Below are 13,909 nucleotides of genomic sequence, written 5' to 3'. Positions count from 1 at the left end.
CGCGAGGCGCCCGCACTCCCTCATCCGCCGTGGCACTTTCCTTGCGGAAGCTGGCGTTGATGCCACTGGTGGGCCTCTTCCGGCCATGGGATTCTCGTGGAGCTCGACCGCACGTACGGGTCGGGCATCCAGGATCACGATGAGGAAGACAGAGATGACCGACACCATGAACGCCGTAGTGCTCGCCCGATTCGGAGGGGTGGACGCGTTCGAGCTGCGCGACGTCGTCGTGCCGGAGGTCGGGCCGCGCCAGGTGCGTGTCCGCGTGCACGCCACGGCCATCAACCCGCTCGACTACCAGATCCGCAGGGGCGACTACGTGGAGCACGTCCCGCTCCCTGCCATCACCGGACACGACGTCTCGGGCGTGATCGAGCAGATCGGCGCCGAGGTCACCGAGTTCGCCGTGGGCGACGAGGTGTACTACACGCCGCAGATCTTCGGCGGCGACGGATCGTACGCCGAGCAGCATGTCGCCGACGTCGATCTCGTCGGCCGCAAGCCGCACAACATCAGCCACCTCGAGGCGGCCAGCCTGACCCTCGTCGGCGGCACCGTCTGGGAGGCGCTCGTGACGCGCGCTCAGCTCACGGCGGGCGAGACGATCCTCGTGCACGGAGGAACGGGAGGCGTGGGCACCATCGCGATCCAGGTCGCGAAGGCCCTCGGCGCGCGGGTGATCACGACCGCACGCGGCACCGACCACGAGTTCGTGCGCTCACTCGGCGCGGACGTGGCGATCGACTACACGTCGGCCGACTACGTCGAGGTCGTCTCCGAGGCGACTAACGGCCAGGGGGTCGACGTCGTGCTCGACACGATCGGCGGCGACACGCTCACGCGGAGCCCGCTCGTGCTCGCCGACGGCGGACGCGTGGTCAGCATCGTCGACATCGCACAGCCGCAGAACCTCATCGAGGCATGGGGGCGGAACGCCGCCTACCACTTCGTCTTCACGCGGCAGAACCGTGGCAAGCTCGACGCCCTCACCGCACTCGTCGAGCGTGGCGACATCAGGCCTGTGATCGGCGCGGTGCTGCCGCTCGCCCGTGTCGGCGAAGCCCACGAGCTGCTCGAGAACCGGCGCGACTACACGCTGCACGGCAAGGTCGTGATCGACGTCGCCGGGCAGACCGTGCAGCTCCCGCCGCGCGCCGCGTGACCCGCGCGACGCATCCGTCGCATCACTCGCACACCACGATCACTCCCTACGAAGGACGGATCCCATGACCGCGTACATCGTCTTCCAGCGAGAGCGCACCGACGACCAGGAGGCGCTCGACCGCTACGCCGCGCGCGCGGACGCCACGTTCGACGGCCACGACGTGCAGGCGCTCGTCGACTACGGCGCGTACGAGGTGCTCGAGGGTCCTCCCGTCGAGGGCGTGGTCGTGCTGGCCTTCCCCGACCGGGCGGCGGCGAAGGCCTGGTACTCCGGCGACGCATACCAGGAGGTTGTGAAGGATCGCTTCCGCGGGGCGACTTACCGGGCCGTGCTCGTCGACGGTGTCGAGGATGCAGGTGTGGAGGATGCAGGTGTCGAGGATGCCGGCGCGTGACGTACCGCATCGGGCGGGTCTGACAGCGGTCAGGCCCGCCCGGTGAACGTGGCGCGGTACTCCGACGGCGACACGTCGAGCACCCGCCGGAAGTGCAGCCGGAGGTTCGCCCCGGTGCCGAGCCCGACGCGGTCGGCGATCTGATCCACCCCGAGGTCCGAGCTCTCCAACAGCTCCCTGGCGCCGTCGATGCGCGCGCGGAGGATCCACTGCAGCGGCGTGACGCCGGTCTCCTCCGTGAACCGGCGCAGGAACGTGCGCCGCGACATGAGCGCATGAGCCGACAGCGAGGCGATCGTCAGCTCCTGGTCCAGACGCTCCAGCGCCCATTCCCGCGTCGCCGCGAGCGTGTCGCCGTGCGCGACCGCGGTCGTCTTCGGGAGGTACTGCGCCTGTCCGCCGGTGCGGTACGGCGCGGTCACGAGGCCTCGCGCGATGTCGTTCGCGGCCCGTACGCCGAGGTCGCGCCGCACGATGTGCAGGCACAGATCGAGCCCCGCCGCAGCACCAGCCGAGGTGAGGATGGATCCCTCGTCGACGAACAGCACGTTCGGCTCGACCGTGATCTGCGGATGCCGCGCGGCGAGCTGCTCGGCGGCATCCCAGTGCGTGGTGGCGCGCAGGCCGTCGAGGAGGCCCGCGTCGGCGAGGGCGAAGGCTCCGTAGCAGATCGAGGCGATGCGCGTGCCGCGGGCCGCGGCGCTGCGGAGCGCCTCGCAGACCTCCTCGGGGATCGGGCGTCCGGCCGGGGCATACCCGGGGACGATGATGGTGTCGGCGTCGTTCAGCGCCTCGAGCCCGCGGGGCACCGCGAAGCCGAAACGGCCGTCGGCCGGCACGGTCCCGGCGGTCACGCCGCACGTGGACACCTCGTAGGGGAACCCGGTCTCGGGGTGGAAGACCTCGGCGGGGATGCCGACGTCGAGCGGTCGGGCGCCGTCGAGGACGAGCACCATGACCCGGTGCGTGCGGGTCATGATCGCTCTTCGCCCGGGACGGCGGGCGTCACCCGGCATCCGATGAGCAGGCGCTCCACCATCGCCTGCGCCTCCGCGCGCTGGTACCCCGGACCGAGGATGCTGAGGTTGCCGATCGCCCGCATCAGGGTATGGGCGTCGACGGCCGCATCGAGCTCGCCGGCCTCGGCCCCCGCGGCGAGGAGCGAGGCGCACGCGGGCACGAGCTCGTCGAGCATCAGCGTGTGCAGGCTGCTCAGGCTCGGGTCTTCGGACTGCAGTGCGGCGCCGAGCCCGTGCTTGGTCACGAGGAACTCGACGAAGGCGGCGATCCACCGCTCCAGGGCCTCGACCGGAGGGATCCGCTGCTCGAGGAGCGTCACGGCGAGCGACGCGCACTCCTCGATCTGGTGGCGGTAGACCGCCGTGACCAGATCGGCTCGGGTGGGGAAGTGGCGGTAGACGGTGCCGAGGCCGACGCCGGCGCGCCCCGCGATGTCGCGGATCGGCGCGTTGACGCCCTGCTCGACGAACACCGCGGCGGCCGCGTCGAGAAGGGCGGCGCGGTTGCGCTCGCGGCCGGCCTGGCGCGCTCCGATGGTCTCCACAGGCACTCTCCTTGAAAGCGGAACAATGTTCCGCTAAAGTGATGGAACAGTGTTCCGTCAAGTATGACAGGTGTCCCAGAAGGAGTCAGCACCATGACCGACCCCACGCCGCGGCCGATCGTCGCCGTCAAGCCCATCCGTGTCGACTCGCCCGGCCGCAGCGTCGTTCTCGAGGTCAGGGTGACCGCCCCGGTCTCCGGCGGCGTGCTGCCCGTCATCGTGTTCTCGCACGGCAACCAGTGGTCGCTCGACGGCTACGCACCGCTCGTCGACCGCTGGGCCGCGGCGGGATTCATCGTCGTGCAGCCCACCCATCTCGACTCGCGCCGCCACGGCATCGGGTTCGACGATCCGCGGTTCGGCGACATCTGGCGGGTGCGCATCGCCGACCTCCATGCGATCCTCGACGGTCTCGACGGCATCCTCGATCGCGCCGCCCCGATCGCTGCGCGCGCGGATCACGCGAGGATCGCCGTGGTCGGGCACTCGTGGGGAGCGCAGACCGCAGGTGCCGTGCTCGGTGCCGGGGTGTTCGGCGCCGACGGCCGCGCGGGGGAGACCTTCGCGCATCCCGCGGTCGCTGCCGGGGCTCTGATCGGGGTCACGGGCACGGGGGATTCGCTCACCGAGTTCGCGCAGACGCATCTGCCCTTCATGCGACCGGACTACTCGACCATGACGACGCCCGCCCTGGTGATCGCCGGCGGCGAGGACCGGTCGGGGCTGTCGACGCGCGGACCCGAGTGGTTCACCGACGCCTATCACCTGAGCCCCGCGCCCAAGACCCTGATCACGATCGCCGACGCCGAGCACACGTTCGGTGGCATCGCCGGGGAGAAGGTGGCCGAGACCACCGACGACGACCCGGCGCGGGCGGGCTTCGTCGCCGATGCGGTCGCCGCGTACCTGCGTCGCGCGCTCGACGGTGACGGCGACGCGTGGGCCGCCGTCACCGCCGAGGCGGGGACGGGTGTCTACGACGTCACGGGTTCGTGACCCCGATGCCGTCGGCGGCTCGGACCGGAGGTCCTGGCGCCGTGATCGGCCCGTCGCCGCGTGTGCGCAGCCACACGATCGCGAGGATCGCGACGAACGCCAGGATGCTGGGGATGATCAGTGCGGGCGTGACGGACCCCGGGACGCGGACGAAGCGATCGCTCAGATCGGCGTGCAGGACGAGCCAGTAGAGCAGCGTGACGGTGTTGACCGCGGCGTGGATGACGACGGCGATCTCGATGCCGCCGGTGCGCCATGTGACGAGTGCGGTGGTCACCGAGAACGCCACTAGAAGACGTTCCACCACGGGTCCGCGGCGGTGTGGATCACGGCGAACACCGCCGCCGAGACGACGATGCCCAGCAGGAGCGAGCCGCGCCGGCCCCGCGTCCAGCTCCCCGCGACCCGGAAGACGAGTCCGCGCAGTCCGTACTCCTCGCCGGCCGCCTGCAGGGGCACGAGCAGCATCACGACGAGGAAGAACGCGATGATGTCGATCTTCGACCACGGGGTGGTCGTGTGCGTGTCGACGATCTCGGTGACGGCCAGGGCGACGACGAAGAGCGGCACCACGACCAGCACCGCTCGGCCGAAGACCCCGAAGCGGAAGCCGTTCACGACCGAGTGCAACGACGGGCCGCGTACCCCGTACAGCCACCGCTGGATGACCATGCTCCACGGGATCATCAGGGCGGTGGCGACCGTGCTCGTCGCGAACGATACGGGCGAGAACACCTGCGTCTCGGCGCTGCCGATGCCGAGGAGGCGATCGAGCTGCTCTCCCAGCAGGTAGAAGACCTGGATCGCACCGAAGAGGCCTCCGAGCAGGAGGAGGATCGCCAGGATCCCTCGCCCGATCCGACGCTTCTCGCCGGCGAGCACACGGTGGTACTCGATGCCGACGGACTCTGCGGCGCTGCGCGGCGAGCCCGCACTCAAGATGTCCATGATCATTCTCCTTGCGTTCTGTTCTACCGACCAATCGTGCGGTACCGTAGCACGAATCATGTGGCAAAGTTCTGGCCGTCCGATCTGCGGGTACGATCGACCGGATGGTCGGCATGACCGTGTCGAGAGGCGGAGGACCCATGGCTGAGCGACAGACCCGCAACACCGAGCGCACCCGACGTGCCGTGCTGGATGCCGCGACGCAGGCCGTTCTGGAGCGGGGGACCGGCGTGACTCTCGCGGAGATCGCGTCGAGCGCCGGCGTGTCGAAGAGCGGCCTGATCCATCACTTCGGCACCCGCGATCAGCTGTTCGTCGCCGTCGTGGTCGACATGTCCGATCGGCTCCGCGACGCCGTGCTGGCCGAGGTCGACCTCTCGGAGAACCACCCCGGCAAGCTGCTGCGCGCGTACGTCCGCGCCCTGTGCCGCGGCGGCGCCGAGGCGGCCGCGACGCGCGACTTCACGACGGCATCGAACTGGAACGGGCTGTACGCGATCCCCGCGATCGCTGCGCGCTTCGAGGAGTACGACGCCTGGTGGGCCGAGCAGCTCGCCGCCGACGGCCTGAGCGCAGAGCGCATCCAGATCGTCCGTCGGGCCGCCGAGGGCGTCGCGACCGCGGCGCTGCAGGGGGCGGAGACCGAGGAGAGCATCGCGACCGCGCGACGTCTGCTGCTCGAGCTCGCCTCGGACGGCACGTTCCGCACGCCTCTCTGAGGCGGATGTCCCGCATCACTCCGACCGCGCCGCGCCTCCGCCGGTGCGGTCATCGGCGCACCCGCGCCGCCGGCATCCGAGTGCGACGAGCGCACTCACTCGGGAATAACCGACTAATTAGTCTGTTAGGTTAAGCATCAGATATCCGAAAACCGTCTACAAGCACGGATGAACGAGGAGATGCTCATGAGTACCGCCGCCCCCACGGCCACCCCGAGAACCTGGTTCGGCCTCGCCGTCCTGGTGCTGCCGCTGCTGTTGATCACGATCGACGGCACCGTGCTGATCCTGGGCCTGCCGGCCATCTCGGCCGATCTGCGCCCGACCGGGGTGGAGCAGCTGTGGATGATCGACGTGTACTCGCTCGTCCTCGCCGGCCTGCTCGTCGCCATGAGCACCGTGGGCGACCGCTTCGGGCGTCGGCGCAACCTGCTGATCGGGGCCGTGGTCTTCGCCCTCGCCTCCGTGAGCGGCGCGCTCGCCACCGAGCCCTGGATGCTGATCGCCGCACGGGCGCTGCTCGGAGTGGGCGGCGCGATCATGATGCCGTCGACGCTCTCGCTCGTGCGCAACATGTTCCTCGACCGCCAGCAACGGCGCTACGCCATGGCGATCTGGGCGGCGATGGCCTCGGTCGGCGCCGCCGCCGGCCCGATCCTCGGCGGCTGGATCATCGAGACGTTCAGCTGGCAGGCCGCGTTCCTGATGAACATCCCGGTCATGGTGCTGCTGCTCGTGCTCGGACCGCTGCTGCTGCCGGAGAGCCGCAACCCCGACCTGCACCGCATCGACATCCTCAGCATCGTGCTCTCGTTCGCCGGGATGCTCGGGCTGGTCTACGCGATCAAGTCGCTGGCCGGCGGCAAGGACTTCGCCCTGGGGCTGGTCGCCCTGGTCATCGGTGCGGTCGCGATCGTGCTCTTCGTGCGTCGACAGCTCGTGCTCCCGACGCCGCTGATGGAGGTGCGCCTGTTCGCCGTGCGGTACTTCCGCGGGGCCGTGGTCTCCGACCTGCTCGCCATCTTCGCGATGGTCGGCGCGCTGTTCGCCCTCGTGCAGCACCTGCAGCTCGTGCTCGGGCTGAACCCCCTCGAGGCGTCGCTGTGGCTGATGCCGCAGGCGGTGCTCGCGGCCGGCGCGGCCTTCGTCGCGGCGACGCTCGTCAAGCGGGTGCTCCCCGCGTACGTGATCGCCGCCGGGCTGACGATCGCGACGGTCGGCTTCGGACTCACGCTGTTCCTCACGCCGACGTCGAGCCCTGCGCTCATCGCCGGGGCGCTCGCGCTGGTGTCGCTCGGCGCGGGCATGGCGCTCGCCCTGAGCAACGACATCATCATGAGCTCCGTGAAGCCGGAGCGCGCGGGGCAGGCCGCCGCCACGTCGGAGACCGCCTACGAGATCGGCACGACCCTCGGCACGGCGGTGCTCGGCAGCGTTCTCGTCGCCTGGTACTCGCGGGCGGTGTCGACCGGGGCGAGCGCCATGGACCTGGCCTCGGACGTCGTGGATCGCGCATCGTCGACCATGGCGGAGGCGCTGCTCGTGGCATCCGAGATCGGCGGAAGCGCGGGGGCCGCCCTGCTCGACATCGCGCAGCACGCGTTCAGTGAGGCCATCACCGTCACGGGTATCGCGGGAGCGGTCATCATGATCGTCGCGGCCGTGTGGTCGGTCGTCACGCTCCGAGGGGCGGCGGCCGACGCCGACCTCGCGGTCGAGCACGAGGATGCGCTGCACTGACCGTGTTGACCGTGTTGCCGCCACACGGTGTGTACTGAGGCTCCGCTGAGGAAAGGGAGCGCATGACACTGCAGTGGACGGACAAGGCCGGAGCGCCCGTCGCGATCAGCGTCGAGCGCTCCGGTTCGGCGGGTGCCTACGTGGTCGCCCTCGCCGACGGGTCGGTGGCCGGCAGGGCCGAGTTCGTCGGAGGCCCGGCCGGCGTCGACGCCGAGAGGATCTTCTTCCACACGGAAGTCGATCCGCGGTTCGGCGGACGCGGGCTCGGAAAGGTGCTGGTGCGAGAGGCGCTGCTCGACAGCATCCGCGTCGGTGTCGGAGTGGTGCCGGTGTGCCCGCTGTTCGCCGCGCACCTCAAGGCGCACGGCGTGGAGTTCCTCGCCGACGGCGGCACGTTCCGGCGGCCGACCCCCGACGACCTCGCCCTGGTGTCGCGGCACGTGCATCGCGGCTCCTGACGCCGGATGAGCGACCTCACGCGGGCGAACTGGAGCTCGCTGATCTCCTGCGTGATCGGCGCGGGAGGTGCGGCGCTGTTCGTCGCGGCGGGCGATCATCCGGCGCCGCTCGACGCCTCGACCGTGCTCATCGCGTTCTACGTGGTCGCCTGGCCGGTGTTCGTGGCGGTGTATCTGTCGTGGACGCACCGTGCCTACGCGCTGCGGGGTCCACGCGCCCTCGCCTCGGCGGCGCGGAAGGAGTCCCGCGCGATGAGCCGCCCCTGGATGCGGGCGCTCGGCTACGGCGGCGCATCGAACTGGGCGTTGATCGGCGCGATCGTGGCGGTGGCCGTCACGATCGTCGTCGCGCAGAACCCGGCGTTCCGCGGCGGGTGGCTGTTCGTGGCGCTCGGGCTGCTCACCGTGGCCGGCTCGTGGATCCTGATGGTGTACTCGTTCGCGCTCGAATACCTGCGGCTCGCGTCCGAGACCGAGCGGGGAGCGCCCGGCATCGACCTCGACATCGAGGGTCCGCCGCGGTTCTCCGACTATCTGACGCTGGCGATCCTCCTGTCGACGATGGCCGCGACCGTTTCGGCCTCCATCCGCTCCCGCCGGGCGTGGACCCTGGTGCGCATCAACGTGCTCTTCGCCTTCACGTTCAACACGGTCATCGTCGCGATGATGGTCTCGCTGCTGTTCGGCGGGATGCTCGGCTGAGGCCGCCGAACGCGAGGTTGACCCGGTCGTGACCACATGGTCTGTCCTGGACGCATCATCATCACATCCCCCTCTACGAGGCCCTGTCCCGCCGACGCCCCGCGGCGCGACGCTCGCAGCGCGCCGGCGGATGAGAGGCTCGACACGACCGGCATCCCCCTCCCGTCGACCAGAGCGGAGCGCTCATGAGATCCGTCGTCCCCGACTACCTGACCGGCGCGCTCGCCGACGTCGAATCCGACACCTCCGGCGACCCCGCAGGCTACATCCCCGAGCTCGCCTCGGCCGATCCCGATCGGCTGGCCGCCGTGTTCGCGACCGTCGACGGCGAGGTCCACGGCGCGGGCGACACGGATGTCGAGTTCACGATCCAGTCGATCTCGAAGCCGTTCGTCTACGCGATGGCGTTGACCGATCGCGGATTCGACGCCGTGCTCGCGAAGGTCGGCGTCGAGCCGTCGGGTGAGGCGTTCAACGAGATCTCGCTGGAGGGCCGTACCGGGCGCCCGCGCAATCCCATGATCAACGCGGGAGCGATCACTGCGCACTCGCTCGCCGGCGCGCCCGACCTGTCGCCCGCCGAACGCGTCGAGCACGTCGTCCGCGGTCTCTCCGCGTTCGCGGGCCGCGAGCTGCGGGTCGACGAGAAGGTCTGCGCCTCGGAGATGGCCAGCGCGCACCGCAACCTCGCCATCGCGCACATGCTCCGCAGCCACGGCATCCTCGTCGACGACCCGCGGGAGGTCGTCGACGGCTACATCCGGCAGTGCTCCGTGCTGGTCACCACGCGTGACCTCGCGATGATGGCGGCGACCCTGGCCAACAACGGGGTGAACCCGCTCTCGGGCGCGCAGGTCGTCGACCCGACGGTGCTGCGCCAGGTGCTCAGCGTCATGGCCACATGCGGCATGTACGACGCGGCGGGGGACTGGGCCACGCAGGTCGGCATCCCCGCGAAGAGCGGCGTTGCCGGTGGCCTGATCGGCGCGCTTCCCGGCCAGCTCGGCATCGCGACCTTCTCGCCCCGCCTCGACGAACACGGCAACAGCGTGCGCGGCGTCTCGCTGTTCGAACGGTTCTCGACCGACATGGGCCTGCACGTGATGGAGGTCCCGCCGACGGCGCGGGCCGTCGTGCGCTCGCATCGCACTCGGGGGCAGGGGGCCGAGGCGATCCGCGTGCTGCGGCTGCAGGGCGGCATCCGTTTCGCCGGGGCCGAGAGGTTCGTGCGCGAGATGGTGGACCACCCGCCGACCGAACCGCGAGTCGCCTTCGACCTGGCGCTGGTGTCGTCGATCGACGATGTCGGCCGTCGGATGCTCCTCGAGGCCGTGAAGAGGCTGTCGCGGGAGGGGCGGGAGGTGTTCCTCGTCGATCCGGAGGGTATGGTGCCCGACCCCGATCCCGGCGCGGGAGCGCGGGTCACGGTCGTGTCCGATCTGGCCGGCCTGGTCGACCTCGACGCCCCCGTGACGGACTGGCACCGCTCCTGATGTGAGCCGGGGTGCGATCCGCCCGGGGTTTGACAGTGTGGTGACGACACAGGGTGGGCTTGCTTCTGACGGAGACAGCGAGTGCCGAGCCGATCGTGCGGCGGCACTCCGACCGAAGGGAGTGCCGACGTGACCGAGCAGGATGCACGAGGACCGAACGCAGGAGGGCCGGGCGCAGACCGCTCGCGACGACGGAGGATGCTGCGCATCGGCATCGCCGGGGCGGCCGTGGTCGCCGTGGTCGTGGCGGCGGTCGCGATCGCCACCGCGAACGGCGGCGATGTCGAGACCGCGCCGAGCAGTCCGCAGCGGACGACGCCCGACGTCGTGGCGCTCGCGGGCGATCTGGCCGACCAGGAGCTCGTGTGGGAGCAGTGCGACTTCAACGACGACGGGGCGCCCATCCCCGGGGCGGACGTGTCGAACGTCGAGTGCGCGACGATCACGGTACCGCGCGACTGGACCGATCCCGACCCCGAGCTCACCTGGGACGTGCGCATCTCGCAGGCCAAGAACATCGAGCCGAGCGATCCCGACTACCACACCACGATCATCGCCCACCCCGGCGGCCCGTACACCTCTGGTCTGTCGTACAGCACCGCGGTGCAGCTCTACACACCCGAACTGCGGCCGACGACCAACTACGTGAGCTTCGACCAGCGCGGTCTGGGCAGGTCGAGCCACGCGGAGTGCGAGTACGAGTACGACCCGGCTGACGGTCCGGCCGCGGCGTCGAAGGCGATCGGCGAAGCCTGTTCGCAGAACGAGGACGTCGCCACCATGACGACCGAGCAGGCCGCGTACGACATGGACTTCATGCGGCACCTCCTCGGCCTCGACACGGTCACCTACGTCGGGTACTCGTACGGCACGTGGCTCGGCACCTGGTACGGGTCGCTGTTCGCCGAGAACATCGAGCGGATGCTGCTGGACTCGTCGGTGGACTCGACCCAGGAGTCGATCCAGACGCTGTACGACTCGGCGCACGAGGGCCGCGACCGCCAGTTCCGGCTGCACCTGCTGAACTGGATCGCGCGCAACGACGCGACGATCGGCCTCGGCACGGATCCCGAAGCCATCTGGGAACGGTACTTCGCCGCGACCGAGGAGCCCGAGAAGGCCACAGCGGCCCAGTACGCCTGGAACGCCGCGAGCGGCTCGCTCGCCTTCTCCGCCCCGGTGGCGTACCCCCTCGCCGCGAGTCTGATCTCGGCCGTCATCGGCGAGGCCGAAGCCGCGAGCGGGGAGATCGACCCCGCGGCGCTGGCCGCACGGATCGTCGAGCGCACCCAGCTCCCCGAGACGCTGCGGCCCGTCGCCCAGCAGCGACTGGCACAGCTCAGCGCCCCGGTCGACACTGCGCCGGGGGAGACGATCACCGCCACGCACGACTACGTGATCGAGTTCACGGCGTGCACCGACGGGCAGTGGACCCAGGGGAGCGAGCACTGGGACGAGTTCTACGAGGAGACGGCGGAGGTTGCGCCGCTCACCGCGCAGTTCGGCCTGCTCGTCACCCCGTCGTGCGCGTTCTGGCCCACGGACTCGACCAAGCCGCCGCTCGACGACAGCTTTCCCGAGACCCTCGTGGTGCAGAGCGAGCTCGACTCGATGACCCCGTACGAGCAGGGCTGGGCCGCCGGCACCGAGCTGCCGAACACGAGCCTCATCGTGGTCGACAACGAGAGCATCCACGGGGTGTTCCCGTACGGCACGGATGCCGTCGATCGCCCGGTGATCGAATTCCTCCTCGGGGGAGACCGGCCCTCGGAGATCATCGTCGCCCCTGGCAAGCCGCTCCCGCTGGAGAGCGTCACCTACGAGTCCTGGACCCCGCTCGACGGCGACGGCCGGCACTCCGGCGATCCGCTCTTCACCGACCCGGCCATCCCGGCGGAGACGGCCGAGCTGACGGTGCCGCAGGGGTGAGAAGACGGGGCCCGGATGCTGCGGCATCCGGGCTCCCGAGAATTCTGTTGACCCTGTCGTGGCCACACGGTGTCTGCTGATCTCAGCGGCCGCGCTGGACGGCCGAAGTGGGAAAGGACCACGTTCATGGGTTACATCACCGTCGGGAATGAGAACAGCACTCCGATCGAGCTGTACTACGAGGATCAGGGGTCGGGTCAGCCGGTGGTGCTGATCCACGGGTATCCGTTGAACGGTCACAGCTGGGAGCGTCAGACGCGGGAGCTGCTCGCGCAGGGGTACCGGGTGATCACGTACGACCGCCGCGGGTTCGGGGCATCGTCGAAGGTGAACACCGGGTACGACTACGACACGTTCGCGGCCGACCTGAACACGGTGCTGGAGACCCTCGACCTGCGCGACGTCGTGCTCGTGGGGTTCTCGATGGGCACGGGCGAGCTGGCCCGGTATGTCGCGACGTACGGGCATGAGCGGGTCGCGAAGCTCGCGTTCCTCGCCTCGCTCGAGCCGTTCCTCGTGCAGCGCGACGACAACCCCGACGGGGTGCCGCAGGACGTGTTCGACGGGATCCACGCCGCCGCATACGGTGACCGGTACGCCTGGTTCACGGACTTCTACCAGAACTTCTACAACCTCGACGAGAACCTCGGCACGCGGATCAGCCAGCAGGTCGTCGACGCGAACTGGAACCTCGCCGTCACCAGCGCCCCGGTCGCCGCCTACGCGGTCGTGTCGAGCTGGATCGAGGACTTCCGCGGCGACGTCGAGGCCGTCCGCGCCGCCGGCAAGCCCACCCTCATCCTGCACGGCACGAAGGACAACATCCTCCCCATCGACGCCACCGCCCGCCGGTTCCACCAGGCCGTCCCCGAGGCGGACTACATCGAGGTCGACGGCGCCCCACACGGGCTCTTGTGGACCCACGCCGACGAGGTCAACACCGCCCTCAAGGACTTCCTCGCCAAGTAAGACTCAGCCCCGCCATCGCAGAGGAGCCGGTCGTGGCATGGAGCACGCGCGAGCTCGCCGAGCGCGCCGGGACGACGGTCAACACGATCCGTCACTACCACCGTCTCGGGCTGCTCGAGCAGCCCGAGACGGAGTACAACGGATACAAGCAGTACGAGGTGCACCACCTGGTGAGCCTGCTGCGCATCCGTCGTCTCGCCGACCTCGGCGTGCCGCTCTCAGAGATCCACGCCGTGCGCGCCGGAGCCGACAGCACGCCGCAGACGTTGCGTGCGCTCGACGCCGAACTCGAGGAGACCATCCGCCGAGCCGAGCGCGCCCGAGCCGACATCGCCGCGATCCTTCGCGACGAGGTGCCCGCCGACACCCCGGCCGGTTTCGAAGCGGTGGCGGGGAGGCTGTCCGAGACGGACACGTCGATCCTGCACATCTACACCCAGCTGTACGACAAGACGGCCCTCGCCGACATCCAGCGGATCGCCGAGGACGTCGACGACGTGTCGGCCGACCTCGACCAGCTGCCCGCCGACGCCGATGAGGCGACCCGCGAGCAGCTCGTCGCCAGACTCGCGGTCAGCCTGGCGCGCAACCTCAGGGACTACCCGTGGTTGAACGATCCAGCGTCGCACCTCGCCCGGCGCCCCGCGGTCTCGTCGCAGACGATGATCGAGGCGCTCCAGGAGCTCTACAACCCGGCCCAGCTCGACGTTCTGGGGCGCGCGCACATCGCCGCACGTGAACTGGTGCAGCCGGACGCGAAGACGGTCACGGACGCACCGCATGACGCAGACGGATGACGACCGTCGCGCACGCAGACCATCGCACGCAGACC

At 70.0% G+C, this 13,909-nt stretch carries 15 protein-coding genes; 11 read left to right on the top strand and 4 right to left on the bottom strand.

Features of this window, described 5'->3' with window-relative positions:
- Positions 1-154 precede the first annotated feature (154 nt).
- Together ACIPYT_RS16835 and ACIPYT_RS16830 are read left to right on the top strand one after the other, a co-directional pair.
- Positions 155-1,162, top strand: a complete 1,008-nt coding sequence (locus ACIPYT_RS16835) for a zinc-dependent alcohol dehydrogenase family protein (RefSeq protein WP_401076894.1) — start codon at positions 155-157, stop codon at positions 1,160-1,162.
- A gap of 64 nt (positions 1,163-1,226) precedes the next feature.
- Positions 1,227-1,559: a DUF1330 domain-containing protein gene (locus tag ACIPYT_RS16830; protein ID WP_401076891.1), complete on the top strand. Its 333-nt coding sequence runs from the start codon at positions 1,227-1,229 to the stop codon at positions 1,557-1,559.
- A 29-nt stretch (positions 1,560-1,588) separates the two neighbouring features.
- On the opposite strand, the gene ACIPYT_RS16825 is transcribed toward ACIPYT_RS16830, so the two are convergent.
- Positions 1,589-2,536 carry a helix-turn-helix domain-containing protein gene (locus ACIPYT_RS16825; RefSeq protein WP_401076888.1) on the bottom strand — a complete coding sequence of 316 codons (948 nt, stop codon included), beginning with the start codon at positions 2,534-2,536 and terminating at the stop codon, positions 1,589-1,591.
- Positions 2,533-3,123, bottom strand: coding sequence for a TetR/AcrR family transcriptional regulator (locus ACIPYT_RS16820; RefSeq protein WP_401076885.1), 591 nt, complete (start codon positions 3,121-3,123; stop codon positions 2,533-2,535). The genes ACIPYT_RS16825 and ACIPYT_RS16820 overlap by 4 nt, the downstream gene beginning before the upstream one ends.
- Before the next feature lie 93 nt (positions 3,124-3,216).
- Between ACIPYT_RS16820 and ACIPYT_RS16815 the strand changes: the two genes are divergently transcribed.
- Complete coding sequence (locus ACIPYT_RS16815; RefSeq protein WP_401076882.1) at positions 3,217-4,119, top strand: alpha/beta hydrolase family protein; 903 nt, start codon at positions 3,217-3,219, stop codon at positions 4,117-4,119.
- On the opposite strand, the gene ACIPYT_RS16810 is transcribed toward ACIPYT_RS16815, so the two are convergent.
- Positions 4,106-4,396: a hypothetical protein gene (locus ACIPYT_RS16810; protein WP_401076879.1), complete on the bottom strand. Its 291-nt coding sequence runs from the start codon at positions 4,394-4,396 to the stop codon at positions 4,106-4,108. The two genes, ACIPYT_RS16815 and ACIPYT_RS16810, sit on opposite strands and share 14 nt — an antisense overlap.
- A gap of 11 nt (positions 4,397-4,407) precedes the next feature.
- Positions 4,408-5,067, bottom strand: coding sequence for a type II CAAX prenyl endopeptidase Rce1 family protein (locus tag ACIPYT_RS16805; RefSeq protein WP_401076877.1), 660 nt, complete (start codon positions 5,065-5,067; stop codon positions 4,408-4,410).
- Between the two features lie 140 nt (positions 5,068-5,207).
- Here ACIPYT_RS16805 and ACIPYT_RS16800 point away from each other — a divergent pair, with 140 nt between their 5' ends.
- The 8 genes from ACIPYT_RS16800 (at position 5,208) to ACIPYT_RS16765 (ending at position 13,874) form a co-directional block, all read left to right on the top strand.
- Positions 5,208-5,786, top strand: a complete 579-nt coding sequence (locus ACIPYT_RS16800; protein WP_401076874.1) for a TetR/AcrR family transcriptional regulator — start codon at positions 5,208-5,210, stop codon at positions 5,784-5,786.
- Between the two features lie 186 nt (positions 5,787-5,972).
- Entirely contained in the window at positions 5,973-7,526 is a 1,554-nt protein-coding gene (locus ACIPYT_RS16795) for an MFS transporter (RefSeq protein WP_401076871.1), read from the top strand.
- A 62-nt stretch (positions 7,527-7,588) separates the two neighbouring features.
- Positions 7,589-7,984: an N-acetyltransferase gene (locus ACIPYT_RS16790; RefSeq protein ID WP_401076869.1), complete on the top strand. Its 396-nt coding sequence runs from the start codon at positions 7,589-7,591 to the stop codon at positions 7,982-7,984.
- Positions 7,985-7,990: 6 nt separating this feature from the next.
- Positions 7,991-8,686, top strand: coding sequence for a DUF1345 domain-containing protein (locus ACIPYT_RS16785; protein WP_401076867.1), 696 nt, complete (start codon positions 7,991-7,993; stop codon positions 8,684-8,686).
- Positions 8,687-8,871: 185 nt separating this feature from the next.
- Entirely contained in the window at positions 8,872-10,179 is a 1,308-nt protein-coding gene (locus tag ACIPYT_RS16780; RefSeq protein WP_401076864.1) for a glutaminase, read from the top strand.
- 129 nt (positions 10,180-10,308) lie between these two features.
- Positions 10,309-12,108 carry an alpha/beta fold hydrolase gene (locus ACIPYT_RS16775; protein ID WP_401076861.1) on the top strand — a complete coding sequence of 600 codons (1,800 nt, stop codon included), beginning with the start codon at positions 10,309-10,311 and terminating at the stop codon, positions 12,106-12,108.
- A gap of 126 nt (positions 12,109-12,234) precedes the next feature.
- Positions 12,235-13,077 carry an alpha/beta fold hydrolase gene (locus ACIPYT_RS16770; protein WP_401076858.1) on the top strand — a complete coding sequence of 281 codons (843 nt, stop codon included), beginning with the start codon at positions 12,235-12,237 and terminating at the stop codon, positions 13,075-13,077.
- Between the two features lie 32 nt (positions 13,078-13,109).
- Positions 13,110-13,874, top strand: coding sequence for a MerR family transcriptional regulator (locus ACIPYT_RS16765; RefSeq protein ID WP_401076856.1), 765 nt, complete (start codon positions 13,110-13,112; stop codon positions 13,872-13,874).
- Positions 13,875-13,909: the final 35 nt, after the last annotated feature.

Source organism: Microbacterium sp. NPDC089695, from assembly GCF_044749085.1.
Lineage (GTDB): Bacteria > Actinomycetota > Actinomycetes > Actinomycetales > Microbacteriaceae > Microbacterium.
The sequence above is the reverse complement of the archived record's forward strand: the minus strand, read 5'-3'. Positions and strand labels throughout refer to the sequence as shown.

Coding starts and splice junctions, on each gene's coding strand:
- ACIPYT_RS16835 (WP_401076894.1), top strand. CDS start 155: ATGACCGACACCATGAACGCCGTAGTGCTCGCCCGATTCGGAGGGGTG.
- ACIPYT_RS16830 (WP_401076891.1), top strand. CDS start 1,227: ATGACCGCGTACATCGTCTTCCAGCGAGAGCGCACCGACGACCAGGAG.
- ACIPYT_RS16825 (WP_401076888.1), bottom strand. CDS start 2,536: ATGACCCGCACGCACCGGGTCATGGTGCTCGTCCTCGACGGCGCCCGA.
- ACIPYT_RS16815 (WP_401076882.1), top strand. CDS start 3,217: ATGACCGACCCCACGCCGCGGCCGATCGTCGCCGTCAAGCCCATCCGT.
- ACIPYT_RS16805 (WP_401076877.1), bottom strand. CDS start 5,067: ATGGACATCTTGAGTGCGGGCTCGCCGCGCAGCGCCGCAGAGTCCGTC.
- ACIPYT_RS16800 (WP_401076874.1), top strand. CDS start 5,208: ATGGCTGAGCGACAGACCCGCAACACCGAGCGCACCCGACGTGCCGTG.
- ACIPYT_RS16795 (WP_401076871.1), top strand. CDS start 5,973: ATGAGTACCGCCGCCCCCACGGCCACCCCGAGAACCTGGTTCGGCCTC.
- ACIPYT_RS16790 (WP_401076869.1), top strand. CDS start 7,589: ATGACACTGCAGTGGACGGACAAGGCCGGAGCGCCCGTCGCGATCAGC.
- ACIPYT_RS16785 (WP_401076867.1), top strand. CDS start 7,991: ATGAGCGACCTCACGCGGGCGAACTGGAGCTCGCTGATCTCCTGCGTG.
- ACIPYT_RS16780 (WP_401076864.1), top strand. CDS start 8,872: ATGAGATCCGTCGTCCCCGACTACCTGACCGGCGCGCTCGCCGACGTC.
- ACIPYT_RS16770 (WP_401076858.1), top strand. CDS start 12,235: ATGGGTTACATCACCGTCGGGAATGAGAACAGCACTCCGATCGAGCTG.